This is a genomic window from Solitalea longa (genome assembly GCF_002920915.1).
Classification (GTDB): Bacteria; Bacteroidota; Bacteroidia; order Sphingobacteriales; family Sphingobacteriaceae; genus Solitalea; species Solitalea longa.
This window is the reverse complement of sequence record NZ_PQVF01000006.1, coordinates 268,940-285,295: the sequence shown is the minus strand read 5'-3', so window position 1 is coordinate 285,295 and position 16,356 is coordinate 268,940. Positions and strand designations below refer to the sequence as shown.

At 38.2% G+C, this 16,356-nt stretch carries 16 protein-coding genes; 6 read left to right on the top strand and 10 right to left on the bottom strand.

The annotated features are described in order from the left end of the window. The first annotated feature begins 80 nt into the window (after positions 1-80). From C3K47_RS10345 to C3K47_RS10330, 4 genes are all read left to right on the top strand, one after another. On the top strand, positions 81-362 hold the full coding sequence (locus tag C3K47_RS10345; RefSeq protein WP_103789050.1) for a type II toxin-antitoxin system RelE/ParE family toxin: 282 nt from the start codon (positions 81-83) through the stop codon (positions 360-362). Positions 363-372: 10 nt separating this feature from the next. Further along, positions 373-672 carry a HigA family addiction module antitoxin gene (locus C3K47_RS10340; protein ID WP_103789109.1) on the top strand — a complete coding sequence of 100 codons (300 nt, stop codon included), beginning with the start codon at positions 373-375 and terminating at the stop codon, positions 670-672. 20 nt (positions 673-692) lie between these two features. Continuing rightward, positions 693-1,568: a helix-turn-helix domain-containing protein gene (locus C3K47_RS10335; protein ID WP_103789049.1), complete on the top strand. Its 876-nt coding sequence runs from the start codon at positions 693-695 to the stop codon at positions 1,566-1,568. Between the two features lie 75 nt (positions 1,569-1,643). Continuing rightward, positions 1,644-2,486 (top strand): NAD(P)H-binding protein, encoded by an 843-nt coding sequence (locus tag C3K47_RS10330; RefSeq protein ID WP_103789048.1) that lies wholly within the window; start codon positions 1,644-1,646, stop codon positions 2,484-2,486. An 82-nt stretch (positions 2,487-2,568) separates the two neighbouring features. On the opposite strand, the gene C3K47_RS10325 is transcribed toward C3K47_RS10330, so the two are convergent. The 4 genes from C3K47_RS10325 to C3K47_RS10310 form a co-directional block, all read right to left on the bottom strand. Beyond that, positions 2,569-2,925 carry a helix-turn-helix domain-containing protein gene (locus C3K47_RS10325; RefSeq protein ID WP_103789047.1) on the bottom strand — a complete coding sequence of 119 codons (357 nt, stop codon included), beginning with the start codon at positions 2,923-2,925 and terminating at the stop codon, positions 2,569-2,571. A 69-nt stretch (positions 2,926-2,994) separates the two neighbouring features. Continuing rightward, positions 2,995-4,536, bottom strand: coding sequence for an alpha,alpha-trehalase TreF (gene treF / locus C3K47_RS10320; protein ID WP_103789046.1), 1,542 nt, complete (start codon positions 4,534-4,536; stop codon positions 2,995-2,997). 47 nt (positions 4,537-4,583) lie between these two features. Further along, positions 4,584-4,904 (bottom strand): hypothetical protein, encoded by a 321-nt coding sequence (locus C3K47_RS10315; RefSeq protein WP_243392534.1) that lies wholly within the window; start codon positions 4,902-4,904, stop codon positions 4,584-4,586. Between the two features lie 6 nt (positions 4,905-4,910). Beyond that, complete coding sequence (locus C3K47_RS10310) at positions 4,911-6,203, bottom strand: DEAD/DEAH box helicase (RefSeq protein WP_103789045.1); 1,293 nt, start codon at positions 6,201-6,203, stop codon at positions 4,911-4,913. A 262-nt stretch (positions 6,204-6,465) separates the two neighbouring features. Between C3K47_RS10310 and C3K47_RS10305 the strand changes: the two genes are divergently transcribed. After that, complete coding sequence (locus C3K47_RS10305; RefSeq protein WP_103789044.1) at positions 6,466-7,497, top strand: LacI family DNA-binding transcriptional regulator; 1,032 nt, start codon at positions 6,466-6,468, stop codon at positions 7,495-7,497. 143 nt (positions 7,498-7,640) lie between these two features. On the opposite strand, the gene C3K47_RS10300 is transcribed toward C3K47_RS10305, so the two are convergent. Beyond that, positions 7,641-8,969, bottom strand: coding sequence for a DUF3472 domain-containing protein (locus C3K47_RS10300; protein WP_103789043.1), 1,329 nt, complete (start codon positions 8,967-8,969; stop codon positions 7,641-7,643). A 91-nt stretch (positions 8,970-9,060) separates the two neighbouring features. Further along, on the bottom strand, positions 9,061-10,410 hold the full coding sequence (locus C3K47_RS10295) for a Gfo/Idh/MocA family protein (RefSeq protein ID WP_103789042.1): 1,350 nt from the start codon (positions 10,408-10,410) through the stop codon (positions 9,061-9,063). Positions 10,411-10,768: 358 nt separating this feature from the next. On the opposite strand from C3K47_RS10295, the gene C3K47_RS10290 reads away from it, so the two are divergent. Continuing rightward, on the top strand, positions 10,769-11,896 hold the full coding sequence (locus C3K47_RS10290) for a phosphotransferase enzyme family protein (protein ID WP_207765275.1): 1,128 nt from the start codon (positions 10,769-10,771) through the stop codon (positions 11,894-11,896). A gap of 238 nt (positions 11,897-12,134) precedes the next feature. Here C3K47_RS10290 and C3K47_RS10285 read toward each other — a convergent pair whose 3' ends face one another. From C3K47_RS10285 to tyrS, 4 genes are all read right to left on the bottom strand, one after another. Beyond that, positions 12,135-13,280 (bottom strand): lactonase family protein, encoded by a 1,146-nt coding sequence (locus C3K47_RS10285; protein WP_103789040.1) that lies wholly within the window; start codon positions 13,278-13,280, stop codon positions 12,135-12,137. Between the two features lie 159 nt (positions 13,281-13,439). Continuing rightward, positions 13,440-14,039 (bottom strand): hypothetical protein, encoded by a 600-nt coding sequence (locus C3K47_RS10280; RefSeq protein WP_103789039.1) that lies wholly within the window; start codon positions 14,037-14,039, stop codon positions 13,440-13,442. Between the two features lie 280 nt (positions 14,040-14,319). Continuing rightward, the gene (locus C3K47_RS10275; protein ID WP_103789038.1) at positions 14,320-14,898 is read right to left on the bottom strand and encodes a DJ-1/PfpI family protein; all 579 of its coding nucleotides are present in this window, start codon (positions 14,896-14,898) and stop codon (positions 14,320-14,322) included. A gap of 104 nt (positions 14,899-15,002) precedes the next feature. After that, entirely contained in the window at positions 15,003-16,286 is a 1,284-nt protein-coding gene (gene tyrS / locus C3K47_RS10270; RefSeq protein WP_103789037.1) for a tyrosine--tRNA ligase, read from the bottom strand. Positions 16,287-16,356: the final 70 nt, after the last annotated feature.

Here is a 16,356-nt window from a genome sequence, read left to right as displayed (position 1 = left end):
TTAAAGTATTACCAACCAGCAAACTTGTCCATAAAAAAACAAATACTTACCTTTAACGTTAGTAACGTAACTCATTATCAATGATCAAAACCTTTGGCGATAAAGAATCCGAAAAAATTTGGAATGGGATTCGGTCGAAAAAATTGCCAAACGAAATTCAGGATGTTGCACGACGGAAACTTAGAATGATCAATAATGCTCATGATATAAATGACCTAAGAATCCCACCTGCCAACAGATTGGAAAAATTAAAAGGAGATCTTCAAGATCATTACAGCATTCGCATTAACAATCAATGGAGAATCATCTTTCAATGGATTAATAATGATGCTTACGAAATTAAAATAGTTGATTATCATTAATTATACAGGCATGGAAAAGCTTGAAAATATTCATCCAGGGAAAATACTTTTAGAGGAATTCTTAATTCCAATGGAAATTTCGGCCTATCGATTGGCGAAAGAAACTTTTCTCCCACAAACACGCATTTCTGAGATCATAAAAGGTAATCGTAGAATAACAGCTGATACCGCATTGCGATTCTCCAAATTTTTCGGAACAAGTGCCAAATTTTGGCTGGGGCTTCAGAATGATTATGATCTCGAAGAAGAGAAAAATCAGAAAGAGAAAGAAATAAATAATATCAAACCCTTGGAAGGGAGCGCTGCATAAATGCTTAGCTGTTTACTGTAATGACTACCGACATTTTAGAGTTTAACAATCTCATTGTGCTGATTGAGCAATCAAATGCTTCAAAAACATTTGTTCAAAAATGTGAAATGGATGGAGATGTGATAGGTTTTGCCTTTTACGGATCGGGGAATGTTGAGCTGGAAATTAAACATAATGGTCAAACCAAATACCTGACCAATACCACAGGGTTAGCTGTTTCATTTTTTGGCAATGAAAAGGTTGGCTTCTCGCATAAAATCGCTCCTGATAGGCCACTTCAGTCCATTAGCATATTTGCCAGGATCAAAACCATGCAAACATTGCCGCAGGCAGAGAAAGACATTTTTCAGGAGCATTTACCCCAATTATTAAACCCCACTGAACATTTTGTAAAAGGCCCGGAATTTTACATGACCCGCGATATGCAAAATGCAGTTCAAAAGATCTTTAACAATACTTACAGCGGTAACACCCGGATCATGTTTCTGAAAAGCCAGGTAAATGAGCTACTCTCCCACTACTTTGCATTGCTTGAAAGTGAAAAGAAAGGCGACATTAATTCATTTGACAAAGACAAATTGTTTCAGGCAAGGGATATTGTTATCAATAACATTTCAAAACCTCCATCATTAAATGAATTGTCGAAACTGGTGGGCTTGAATAATAATAAGCTAAAAACAAAATTCCGGGAGTTATTTGGTCTACCCGTTTTTAAATACCTGCAGGAGGAACGCTTAAGCAAAGCCTATGAGTTGCTGGGAAACAGTGAAATGGGCGTACAAGAAACCGCATGGTATGTGGGTTATGAAAGCTTAAGTTCCTTTTCTAACGCTTTTCAGAAGAAGTTTGGGGTTCGGCCCAATGAAGTAAAACAAAACTCCTTTTCGAACAAATAATAGTTCCTTTCCGATAAATGTTTTTATCAATACTATAGCAACTTTGATTGTATCACAGATAAAAACATTCTCGTCATGAAAAGTAACAAAATTTTAATCCTAGGCGGCACAGGAAAAACAGGTCGCAGGGTTGCTGAACAATTAACTCAGTTAGGACATACCGATCTCCGTATCGGATCAAGAAATGCAAACCCTCCTTTTGATTGGGAAAATCCCGCAACATGGTTAGACGCCATAGCTGGAATGGATTCCGTTTACATCACCTTTCAGCCTGATTTGGCCATTCCCTCGTCGGTAGACGCCATTCGTAATTTCACTACCCTTGCTGCTGAAAACGGCATTACCAAAATGGTGTTGCTTTCGGGCCGTGGCGAAAAGGAAGCCCAGGCCTGCGAACAAGTGGTAATGAATACAGCTCTCAACTGGACCATTGTTCGATCAAGCTGGTTCAATCAAAATTTTAGCGAAAGTATTTTCCTTGAACCGGTGCTAGCCGGATATGTGGCTTTGCCTAGAGCCGAGGCACAGGAACCGTTTACCGATGCCGATGATATTGCTGACGTTGTTGTACAGGCACTGATCAACGATAAGCACAATGGGCAGGTTTATGAGCTTACCGGCCCTCGCCTGCTAACATTTGGACAGGCTGTTGCTGAAATTGCCAATGCCACCGGAAGAAAAATTCAGTTTGAAGGACTTTCGTTGGAAGACTATACTGCTATGCTTCGTGATTACCAGGTTCCGGAAGAAATTATCTGGTTGGTAAACTACCTCTTTACAGAAGTGCTCGACGGACGAAATTCTTCGGTAACTAACGACATTGAGAAAGTATTGGGAAGAAAAGCTAAAGACTTCTCGGTATACGCTCAAGAAACAGCCAAAAGCGGTGTTTGGAACATGCAAATGGCAAACAAATAAAAAAGAATGACCACAGAGTTGTGCAGTGTTTATCAGAGTTTAAAACGATGTGTTACTCAGTGCAACGCTGTGGTTTTATCATTTAATAGATTTGAATTAAAACATCAGTTGGAATATTCAACTTTTCATGAAGCTGACGTATCATTTCCAATGACAATTTTCTTTTCTTATTCAGAATTTCACTGGCACGGCTCTTTAACCCAATGATTTTTGCCAAATCCGATTGGCTGTAATTCAATTTTTCCATTCTGAACTTAATGGCTTCAACCGGATCGGGTAACCCTACAGGAAAATGCTCCTTTTCAAATTGATCAATCAGTATTCCAAGAATTTCCAATTCATCTCCTTCCAACGAACCCTTTTTTGCATCAAAAAGAAATTCAAGTCTTTTCATTGCATCATTATAATCCTTTTCCGATTTAATTGGCTTAATATTCATTGTCTTCAGATTTCAGTCGCGTATATTTTCATTTATCTGATATATTTATGCTGTTTACAAATATCGTAATTACTCCTTTTTCATTTGCAGATACACCCCATTCGTCCAACCAAAGCCATCCTGGGTTGGATATTCACCGCCACCGCCAGGAATTTCAGGATACAACACATTATACTTTTCCAGCAACTTACCTGATTGATAATATTGACGTTCAACAGTCCGGATCCACTTTACTTTTACAGAATCAGCCAATGCGGTTTGACCGTAATTTTTTAACCCTTTATACCCTATCCATTGCAAGGGAGCCCAGCCATTTGGAGCATCCCATTGCTGAGAGCTAAGCGTAACGGTAGTTGCAAGTCCGCCATTAAACAAAAAGTAACGGTTTACTTTATCGGCAACTTCATTCGCTTGTTGAGCATCAGCTATTTTAAAAAACAGGGGAAACAAACCAGCAAGTGTAAACGCTGAAGTTGGCTTATGTCCTATAAAATCATAATCCATAAAAAAACCTACTTTTTCACTCCAGCAATATTTCAAAATCGCTTTCCTTCGCTTTTCAGCCCTTTGATTATACAAGGAGGCCTTGGTAGTTTCTCCTTTTTGTTGATAAGCCTTTGCGATAGTTATTTCGAGCTGAAACAATAAACAGTTTAAATCAACAGGAATAATTTCGGTGGTATGGATAGAACCTAAGCTTATTCCATCTTTAAACCAACGGCTGCTAAAATCCCATCCCGATTCACAGGCAGCGCGGATATTCCGATATAAAACTACTGGTTTTTTGCTTTCATTGGCCAACTCCACATCTTCACGATAAGATTCGGCCCTGGGTGTGGCTGCATCATCCCAATAGCGGTTTAAGATGCTCCCATCCGGTAATTTCACTACCCTATTAGTTGTTTTTGATTGCTCCGATCCTTTCATCCAAAAGGTGTATTCAGCTAAAAGCTGTGGTAAATATTGAGCATACACAGATGTCCCCTTTATTTCAGCCAACAATTCAACCATCAGGGAAAAATAAGGAGGTTGTGATCGGCTTAGATAATAAGTGCGGTTTCCGTTTGGAATATGTCCGTATTGATCGATCAAATAGGCAAAATTATCCACCATATCTTCAATCAGATCCACCTTCCCTGAAGCCTTTAAACCCAACATGGTAAAGTAGCTGTCCCAGTAGTAAATCTCATTGAACCTTCCTCCCGGAACAATGTAAGGTTTTGGCAATCCGATCAATGTTCCGACTGAATTTTGCTGATGACGTTGAAGAACTTTCCATAATTCCTGTAAATGATCATCTATAGGTAAAAATGAGCTCTGGGTTTGAAAAGGTGTTTTGGCTGGAGGGAGTGTAAAGCTTTTTTCAACAAAACTCTTAAGGGCAAAACCCGGTTGTTGTTTGGCAATCCTATAGGCTTTTAGAATTGAATCGCTGGAGTTAATGGGAGAACAATCGGCAAAGGTTTTTGAATCGGCAAATATTTTCTGAAGCTGAACATCTCTAAAAAGCTCCTTTAAATCGCGATCGGGAATATACTGAGCAAAGCACTGTGCAACAAAAAGAACCAGCAACTGAATGAGCAAAACAGCCCTTATCCGATAGTTGAACATAATCAATAGAATTAATTTTCTATTAATTTAGGCTATTTCAGTTGATTTTACTTTCGGTATTTCTTGCGGGTTTCTATTTTTTGAAGCTGACGCTGGATATAGGCATCAGCTATGATTTCGGCAGGGTTATCAGGGTTTTCGGCCAATGCTTTTTTGAGTTTGAACTCATCCACATCGGCCCGATACAATAAATTTATTAATGAAGAAAAGTTGCTATCCATCAACACTATAATTCGTTCAATTATCAGTTTACGCAATTGCTGAAACTGTTCTTCCGGTGAATTAAAGACTGGCAGGTTGGGCTTTGCCACACTTAAATCGCGGGTGCTGAACTGCAGTAATTGATGGTAGTCTTCGCTATCTGGCATAAAATATTACCTGTACTTATATTTCATTTTAGCCTTTTCTTTAGAACTGAAATTGTAATCCTTAGCATTCTTTGCCTTTTTTTCGTGGAAGGCAGTTCCAATGAATTCCTCTTCCTCTTTTTTCCGTTGTACCTTCTTCTGAGCAGCCTTTTCTTTATTCGGATTGTTCTCAATGATCAAGCCTGCAGGCAAATCTACCAGCTCCATTTTCTTACCAACGGTTTGCTCGATCTTATTGATCAGGGTTAATTCAATATCGGTAGAAAAAGTGAGGGCGATAGCTTCATCATCTGTAGCAGGCTTCACCACCCGGTTGATGAATACCTTTTTCTCTTCCGGCAAATCAAAATGCAAAATGAATGGTATTCCGTTTAACTCTTCTTCCACCTCATCTTCATTTGAAACAATAAATACTCTTGATTTTTCGTCGGCCTTAAAATCATTGATATTTTTAAAACCCGGAATATCAAAAAACATTGGCTTCAGCAATGCTACCGCCCCTGGAATTCGCTTATCCAAGCTTTTAAATAACTTTTGAGCCGTAAAGCGGGTGTTTACAAAAACAATAACCTTGGTAAAGTACTCGTCATCACTCATGAGTAAATTGATCAGGTTAAGTTTAGTTTTATAATTAGGAACGTGATATAAGATCTGCTCAATCGTTTCAACAGAAGGTGTTGGAAGATCCGTAACTTCTATTGTTGCCGGTAGTTTCATAAACGGTTCCAGCAGATTATTCAACTTATCGTGCATCACTTCGGTAAACACCAAATGCTGGCACTTTAAAAAGCCTCTTCCTAATTCATAAATAGGCAATTGCATGCCATTTTTGATCATCTGATCGGCATTATCAATCACCATCACCTGAACCTTATTGGCGTTAATTCCAGCTTTCATATAGAGCGCCTTCGCCCTGTCGGGTGTGGTAACTACCACATCACAACCTTCGGCAATAGCATTAATCTGCGATTGAATTCCCCCTGTTGGTGAACAGCCGTGAATAACCAGTTTATTTTTATTCAACAGTTGAAATTGTTCAACCACCTCAACGATCTGTTCAGCGTTAGGTACTAAAACCAAAGCCCGCGGAGGTTCATCAATAGGGTATCTCAGTTTTAGCAAGATACCAATAATGTAGGCGGTAGTTTTACCGCTCCCCTCAGGGGCTAAAGCAATCACATCCTGTCCGCCAATGATACGCGAAACAACTTTTTCCTGAATCTGACGGGCAGAGGTAAAACCTGCTTCTATCATTGCCGATGCTAGCGGCTTGCTTAGTTTTAATTTATCTAACGACACGATCTTCTTTGTTTAAACTTAAAGCAACAAAAATACTGAACTTATTAAGGGAAACACGGATTTAATTTAATTAACAATATTTGTAGCACCAAAACCGTATATTATTATATTCATTTTAAATACAACAGGTAATAAATAAAACAGAAACGGCCATTTTATGGAGGCTGACTGAAAAATTTGCACCACTAAAGAAATGTTAATTTTCAATTCTCTAATAAGTTTAAAAGGCTATTAGAGCAATTAAAACAGTTACTGATAAAAAATGCAGCGCGATAAACTTCCTACTATTAAAGAAATTGCCAAACGCTTGAAGGTTTCTACTTCTACCGTTTCGCGAGCATTACACAACCATCCGAGCATTGGTTATATTACCACTTACAGAGTTCATAAATTGGCAGAAGAGCTTGGTTACGAACCCAATCTCACCGCTATTTCCTTTAAACAGCGTAAAACATATACCATTGGCGTAGTATTACCCAATTTGTCGGAAGCCTTCTTCTCAACAGCAATCAGTGGGATTGAAGACTTTGCAGCCACCAAAAACTATAACGTGCTATTGGGCCAGTCACTCGATGATCCTGAAAGAGAAAAGAGGATCATCGAAACAATGAAAACACATCGGGTTGACGGAATGATCGTTTCCATTACAAAGAATACCGATAACTACGACCATTTTGACCAGCTCACTAAATATCATATCCCAATTGTATTTTTTGATCGTATACCCGAAAAAAAAGATATCAGTTATGTGGCTTGTAATTTGGAAAGTGGTTTATTACAGGCGTTAAACCTGCTAATAGAGCAAGGACACCGAAAAATTGGCTTGATCAATGGCCCAGACCAACTAATTGCCAGTAACCAGCGTAAAGAAACTTATCTTAAAGGTTTAACCGACAACAATATTAAACCTGATGAAAAATTAATGGTTTCTTCGAGCCTTTCAAAAGAAAGTAACCAACAGGCAACCAGCTCTTTGCTTGAATTAAAAGACCGGCCTACGGCAATTATCACCTTTAACGATTACGTAGCTTTAGATGCTATTGCCATTGCCAAAAAACATGGACTTGTAATAAATAAAGATGTTAGTATTATAAGCTTCGCAAATTTGCCTATTTGGGAATACATGGATAATCGTCCTTTAGCTTCTATTGAGCAGTTCCCATACAGGCAGGGAGAAAAGGCTTCTGAAATTTTATTCTCGTTCATCGAATCTCAATCCTCAACAGATGAATCAACAGAACCGTTGAGTAATCAGCAAATAATTTTTGACTCGGAGCTGATAAAACATTTGTAAAAAAAAGAGCCGGCTATTAACCGACTCTCACCAATCAAATTCAAACTTATCTAGATTTGGAAGTCTACAATTTATTCGCTTCAGCCTGATTATAAAATGATTACAATTTGCCATAAGCGAAGTGTAATTATAAAATTTACATTCTATGGTAAAGCGTCAAAATCAATATTGGGTTCTTTATTCATCGGCTTTCTAATAAATTTTTGATCTAAAGTTACCGACTCATTAAAGAATCCGCCATTTCGCATATAAAATGAGGTATTGCTCTTACTCAATCCACCGGCATAATCTCTTCTATATCCTTTTCGAGCAGTAAGGTCGGCTGATAGATACGCTTCCGTAACTTCATACCAATTTCCATTCATATCTCTTACCCATTGATTACCATAATTGGCCAAGCGGTCAATATTTCCTTTATCAGGTGCAAAGTTTTCGAGGAAAGAATGTGGGCTCTTTAAGTAAGTATGCGTTTGAGGGCGTTTAAAACTAGCCAGCAACAACCATTTATTTTGTTTTATATCGAAGAAGTAGGACGTGTACTCTGTATGCGACTGATCTACGGGTTTAACGTGTGTAAGAAATTTATATGTTTTACCAGCTTCCCAATTGTAGACCATGAAACTCTGTCCACCAGACCCTTCATTACCAAATTCCCCACTCCTCACATTCATTCCTTTTTTAAGTAAAACAATTTTCATACTGTCAGGAATGCTCTTGGGATCATTGGTATTAAAAGGGCTCCAAACAGAGAATAAAACTCTGCGTTCTGTAGGAGAATTCACCTGGATACCAAAATATCCTTCACTAAATCCATTGGACATATAGTACGAACCCACTGGATCATCTCCTTTAGGAACAGTAATTTCGGAGTAAAACCATTCGACTTGATCTTTTACCGTTTCTGGTACTATGTAATTTAAATGAACCGAGGGTCCTCTTCTTCCCCAGTGAAAAAAATTATCGTCGTTATTTTTAGTAAAGGTTAGCGCATCATTTACTGATGCCCCACTTAAAATCAGATCCGAAACTTCGGCGAAGGTATCTCCGGCTTTATTTATGCCTTGAATTTTTACAATATTATAGCCGGCCTTTTTAAAAACTACCGTACCTATTCTTGGCGTATCATATGTATCATTACTTGCCTGAAATATGATTGAGGAGCCCGCCACCTCTAGCTTTATCGTTGAAGTTCCTTTTAAAACTTTAAGCTTTAGCGAAAGATCAAATGTTCCAGTCTTTTCGACATATATATAAGCGGTAATTACACTTTTCGCTGATTTCCAGTTTGTAACGCCTTGGTTAGTTATTAAGGCTGCATCGGAGTTTGAAGGATTATTGATTATCCAGGCATTGCCTCCAAACGGGATAGTAACCTTAGGATCAGTTATTTTGGTACAAGCTCCAAAGCTTTTGAAACAGGTAAGTACCAACACGAGTAAACCTATCAGCTTAAATTTCACTAAAATATGCATGGGATTTTATAGAGGGGGGATAAAATAACATCCGAAAGGTTTCCCTTCCGGATGCCAATTCAAATTCAATTCAATTCAATTCAACTTCAAATTAAAAACCACTATCGTCTAGTGCAAAAACATTCTTCCTACTTTGCCATTTACCACGGGTAAAATCAGGGAATTTTTGAGGTGCGTTACCTTCTTTAATTGATTTTTCAGAAAGCGGCATTATCGCACTCATCGTTACCGAATCATACACATCAATTGGGGTTTGTTTTTTCTGTTTAACGGCCTGTACAAAGGCATTAAACACGAACCAATCCATACCTCCGTGACCCGCACCTTCAGCTTCTTTTTCATATTTTTTCCAAAGTGGGTGATCGTACTTAGTAAACCACTCTTTAGTGGAATCCCACTGGTCATAATTTTGAGACTTACCTTCGATATAAACTGATTTGTTCACATCCATCCAAATTCCTTTAGTTCCCTGAACTCTGAAACCTAATGAATAAGGACGAGGTAAGTGCGTATCGTGACTTAACACTAAGGTTTCGCCGTTAGCACAATTAAGTACTGTGGTAATAATATCACCGTTCTTGTAATTAAGTTTAGCGGCAGGATTTCCAGGAGCCAGTTCTTCTACATAGGCACCTAATCCTCTTGCTTTTGATGCAAACGAAACCAGGTTTGTAAAGCGGTTACCTCTGTTAATGTCTACCATTTGCATCATCGGGCCGGCACCATGGGTAGGGTAAATATCTCCCTGGCGATCGATATTAAACTGAGTACGCCATTGAGCTTCACTAATTGCATCCGGTCCGTATTTCACACCTTTTCCGTACCAATCTTTACCGTTATTAAATAATACTCCGCGTAAGTCGTGCTGGTATCCCCCTTCTAAATGCACGATCTCGCCAAATAAACCTTTGCGAACCATGTTTAAAGCGGCCATCACATCCCTGCGGTAACAAACATTCTCAAGGGTCATGTAAGGCATCCCTGTTTTCTCAGAAGTATTAACAATATCCCAATGATCTTGCATTGTTAAACCTGCAATTACCTCGCAACCCACATATTTGCCGGCTTTCATAGCATCAATTGCCTGATCTTTATGAAACTGCCATGGAGTAGAGATGATCACAGCATCAATGTCCTTACGCTCGATGAGTTTTTTATAAGCATCTAAACCACCGGTGTATTCAACCGGTAATTTTTTGCCCGCCTTTTTAAACATTTCACGAGTACCGCTCAGGGCCCATTCCTGCAAATCACAAATGGCTACTATTTCAACGTCATTACGTAAAAGACCTTCCTGAATATGGTTTTGCCCACGCGCGCCTACTCCAATGAAACCTAATCGAACTTTGTCATTGTCTTTACCAAAAATCACTCTCGACGGAAGAATGCTAATGCCGGCTGCAGCAATTGCTGTGTTCCTTATAAAATCTCTACGAAGCATATAAAACAATTTAGTTGGCTGGAGCTATTTTGAATAGCCCGAAGGCAAACCTATAAATTGAAAGCTGAAATATTTTACGCAAACGTTTGTCTAAAAAAATAAAAAATTCCGCAAACGTTTGCCTTACGTTCCCCCATTGCAGGTCTAATCAAAATTCGCATCTTGCCCCATATTTAATTTATTTCGAGGTCCTTAAACCATCTTTTTAATTCAAACATATAATTAAAAAATGTAAAGATTGAACCATTAGCGCAATTAAAGGATTTGGGTATAGCCACCCTGATCTTTGTTAAGAATAATTTAAATTTATTAAGCTAAGCTCTTCAGAATACACTTTCTCATTTCAAATGTGCAGTACATGAACTTAAACCACCAAACTCCCAAAAATGTTGAAACGATCATTGATCGATTTAATATAGAAGGAAAAATTATCGAAATAAAAGCATTTGGTTCGGGCCATATTAATGATACTTATTTGCTGAAAAACGAAAATGATTCATACCCTGATTACTTGTTGCAGCGGATCAATCATAGCATTTTCACCAATGTGCCTGGGTTGATGAAAAACATCCAATTGGTGACTGATCATCTAAAATCGAAACTTTCAGAAGCAGCAGCAGCAACAGAAGTACTAACAATTGTCCCATTACATAGAGGTGAGTTATTTTATAAAGATGAAGAGGGCAACTATTGGAGAATTTTTCATTTTATAAAAGACACGAACAGCTACGACCTGGTTGAGAAAGAGGTGCAGGCTAATGAGGGAGGAAAAGCATTTGGACGTTTTCAGGCAATGCTTGCCGATTTGGATGCCAGTCTGCTAATTGAACCCATACCGAACTTCCTAAACATTGAAATGCGCTTAAACCGATTTTATCAGGCTTTAGAGAATGATAGCGCGGCAAGAAAACATATTGTTACAGAAGAAATTGAATATATCAATGCGCGTACAGAGCAGATGAAAACCATTCTCAAGTTGGGTAGAGAAGGTAAACTTCCACTGCGAATAACCCATAATGATACTAAGTTTAATAACGTTTTGCTCAACAAGAATGACGAAGTACAGTGCGTTATTGATTTAGATACGGTTATGCCCGGATTTGTAGCTTATGATTTTGGTGATGCTATTCGTACGATCATTAATTCCGCTTCCGAAGATGAGAAAGAACTCGATAAAATAAAGCTGAATATTCCATTGTTTGAGGCTTACACCATAGGGTATTTAAGAGAAGCCTGCCATTTTTTAACAGATATTGAAGTTGAATCATTGATGCATGGTGTATTGCTTTTCCCCTACATGCAGGCGGTTCGCTTTTTAACTGATTACCTCGAAGATGATGTTTATTACAAGATCAGTTTCAAAGAACATAACCTGCAACGCACCAAAGCGCAAATTAAACTCCTTAAAGAAATTGAAGCGCATGCAACGCAGCTTTCAAGCATTGTAAATACTGTTTATTCTGAAATTAAATCAGAAGTAGCATAAATTTTTAATATACCTTAACCGAGTAAAAGGCGTCCTGAAAACCAGGACGCTTTTGCATTTATAGGTCATGCTGAAATTAATGTCAATTGAGATCATTGTAATCCAGTCTTCACCATGGTAAATATCATTTATTCGGATATCAAAACAGAAGAATCACACGTTTCTTAATTCTAAACCAAGCAATAAAAAAAGCGCCCCGAAAACCGGGGCGCTTTTGCATTTATAGGTAAAGCTAAAATTACTTAGCAATTCTGATCATTTTTAAACAAACAGGTTTGTCAATAGTTAAGCTAACTTTCGTTTCCTCCAATTTGCCGGTTTCCTGGTTAATCTTGTAAAGAACAATGCTATTGCTATCTCTGCTGGCTACCAATAAAAATTTACCTGATGGATCAATAACAAAGTTGCGAGGGTGAGTGCCTGTTTTGTACCGTGCAACTTCCGTTAACTTTCCATCCACCCCAACACCATAAGCCACAATCTCATTACTGGTAACGCGGTTGGTGGTATATAAAAATTTACCATTAGGTGTTAAGTGTATATCTGCACAACCTTTATTGTTTTCACCTGGGGTTTTATCAGAGACTATTGATTGAATTTCTTTTAAATCGCCCTGTGTGTAGTTGTAAGCTATAAGTTTACCGCTTAATTCGTTTAACAAATAGCAGTTTTTTCTATTTGGATGAAACGCAAAGTGACGAGGTCCTGAACCTGCAGGAACTGAATAAAATGCAGGACTTGCCGGAGTTAAAACCTCCGAAGGACTAGCAGGATAAAAATTATACTTATAAAAACGGTCGTTACCCAGATCAGCTACAAACACAAAGTTTCCATCAGGAGAGAATTGAGCACTGTGTACATGTGGAGCTTCCTGGCGATCGGCAACGGCACCACTGCCTTCATCTTTAATGGTTTGTACCGCCGGGGTTAAAGAACCATCTCCATTGGCCTTAAAAACCACGAAATCACCGCTGGAATAATTGGTGGCAATTACATTTTTTCCTGAGTTATCAACATCAACAAAACATGGATGGCTTCCATTTGTAGGCTGTTTGCTAACCAATTTTAGTGCCCCAGTTTTATTGCTAAAGGTAAAAGAACTTACCGAACCTTTATTGTCTCCATTTTCATTTACAGCATAAACGATCTTTTTATTTGGAGAGATGGCCAGATAGGAAGGATTTTCAGATTTAGTTGTGCTAACGTAAGTAAACTTGGCCGTAACAGGATTAAAACGATAAACATAGATCCCTTCACTTTTTGTATCAGTATAGGTTCCTACCAACAAGAAGTAATCTGTAGCCGGTGCCTGAGCTCTAACCTGAACCAACGCCGAAACCATTAAAAGGAAAAGGAAAACCGATTTTTTTAATATTGCATTCATAACTATAAATTGATTCGATAAATATAGTATAAATGATAAATTAAGTTTAACTGATTTAATTTTTTCCTAAAGTATTCATGCATAATTTATAACTAAAAAAAGAAAGCAGCGGTTAATACTTTCGGCTGCTTTCTTTAGAGTTTTATAGAGCGAATATCTTTAACTACCTGCCAGGATGTCTTCGAGTTTATTCCGTTCAGTTTGAAGTTCACGAGCCAGTCGCTTTTCTTTTTCGTTTGATTTCATTCGGTGAGTTTTAAATTCTTCCGTTAAATCGTCAAACAATTTAATTCGATATTGCGCTTCTCGCTTAAAATTGCCATTCAAAAAACTTAAATAAGCCAATACGGCTGCAAGACCTACAATCAAACTCCACATGAAGGTATTATAACCGGTCTTTGAAAAGTTAATTCCTAAAAAGCCAATGGAGTTATTGATTGAAGTAGATGCCTGAAGACTGGCTTCCTGTTGGTTCAAACCTTGTTTTAATGAATCGATTTCGATTTTGTTTTTAGCAATCTTAGTTAAGGAAGTGGCATTTTTCTGTCGTTCTTTTACCAATGAGTCGTTTGCATTCTTCCATAAATAACGAAGCGATGCCGTTTTAACAACTTTGTAATCCTGGTAATTATTAGCCTTTTCAATTATTGCATCGAACTGGCTTTGTAAACTGGGGCCGTTTTGTAAGCCCGCAGCATTTACGTTTATACTGATACAGCACAAACACGTAGCGGCAATACGAATTACTACTTTACTCATTTTACTAATTTTTGGATGGTTTAATTTCTCTTTTGGGGGAAAAGAGTTATTGTTTCCTAGCTAAAACAACTTAACTGCCAATTCTAATAAAATGATCAACATGCAGCTAAAAACCGAATTCAGGAATACAGATGCTATTATTTTAAAAACTAAGGGGGAAAAAAGAAGGTCTTAGGACAACACAATAATGCGGCAATTGCTTCTCAAACAATGTAAATAATTCCCACTTATAATTAAATATCCTGAAGCATTAAACTTAACTTCAGGATATCACTATAGTTTATATTTCAATTTTTGTACCCAATAGCTTTAAAAATTCAGCTATCCATTTGGGATGTCCCGGCCAAGCCGGTGATGTAACTAAATTACCGTCCACCACAGCTTCAGTGGCGGGCACATCAACAAAGGTTCCTCCGGCCAATGTCACTTCAGGACCTACAGCCGGGTAAGCCGTCAGTTTTTTACCTTTTACTACATTGGCAGCCGTTAAAATTTGAATGCCATGACAGATAGCTGCGATTGGTTTATTATTATCAGCAAAGTGTTTTATCAGCTCAATCACGTTAAGGTTTAAGCGAAGATATTCAGGAGCTCTCCCTCCTGCCAGCACAATAGCATCGTATTTAGAAGGGTCAACATCGGCAAACGAATAATTCAGCACGAAACGATGTCCTGGCTTTTCGCTATAAGTTTGAAAGCCATCAAAATCATGAATGGCAGTGGTGATATAGTCTCCCTTTTTCTTATCCGGACAAACCGCATGCACTTCGTGACCAATCATGGTCAGCATTTGGAAAGGAACCATTGTTTCATAATCTTCGGCAAAATCGCCGGTAAGGAATAAGATGTTTTTTTTCATGAACGTGAGTGATTTAGATAATTAAATATAACAAAATAGCCTCAGGTTTAAACCCGAGGCTATTTTTGTTATATCTTTTCTCTTTCGAGAGTCTATAATTGTTTTTATTCTACAATCAGCAAGTAATAGTTCTTCTTACCCTTTTGAGCAACAATGAATTTATTATTGATCAGGCTTGAGTGATTGATCACTTCTTCAACGCCGCCAACTTTAGCTTTATTTAAGCTTACACCACCACCTTGGATCATTTTTTTAGCTTCGCTTTTTGATGGAAATACTTTTGCCTTATCTCCTAATAAGTCAACTATATTAATTCCGGCAGAAAGCTCTTCTTTTGAAATATTGAATTGCTCAATGCCATCGAAAATACCCAATAGGTTATCATCGCTCATGCCGGTTAAAAAATCGATAGAACCATTACCGAACAAGAACTCTGATGATTTAATTGCGGTTTCATAATCAGCCTCCGAGTGAACGCGAATGGTTATGTCTTTCGCTAAGGCTTTTTGCAATACGCGCAAATTAGGTGCCGCAGCATGTTCCGCATCTAAGGCTTCCAGCTCTTCCTTAGACTTTAACGTGAAAATGCGGATCCAGTTTTTAGCATCATCATCACTCGCATTTAACCAAAACTGGTAGAATTTATAAGGTGAAGTTCTAGCCGGATCTAACCAAACTGCTCCGCTTTCGGTTTTACCAAATTTGGTACCGTCAGTCTTTTTAATTAGCTGAGTAGTTAACGCAAATGCTTCTCCCCGATCTTTCCTTCTGATCAATTCTGTACCAGTAACAATATTTCCCCACTGATCAGAACCACCCATCTGCAGAAAACAACCTTTGTGTTTCCACAAATAGTAAAAATCGTAGCCCTGGATTAACTGGTAACTAAACTCGGTAAAAGAAAGACCGCTATCTCCTTCCAAGCGTTTTTTCACCGAATCTTTTGCCATCATGTAGTTAACCGTTAAGTGTTTTCCAACATCACGAATAAAATCAAGGAAAGAAAACTCTTTGAACCAGTCATAGTTATTCACCATTTCGGCGCTGTTAGCGCCACAGCCAAAATCAAGGAATTTTTCGAGCTGCGCTTTAATACAAGCCTGATTATGATTAAGAATATCTGCAGAAAGTAAATTACGTTCTTCCGACTTGCCCGATGGATCGCCAACCATACCGGTAGCACCGCCAACTAAAGCATAAGGTTTATGTCCGGCCTTTTGAAAATGAATCAGGGTCATAATTTGGGTAAGGTGACCAACATGCAACGAATCGGCAGTTGGGTCAAAACCAATATAACCGGCAATAACACCACTATTCAATTTTTCTTCGGTACCAGGCATAATATCATGCAGCATGCCGCGCCAACGCAATTCTTCTACAAAGTTCATTCTAGTTTAATATGATTACACAGATTAGTGGTGATTACACCGTTCTTCATTGATTCCACAAATGAAAAAT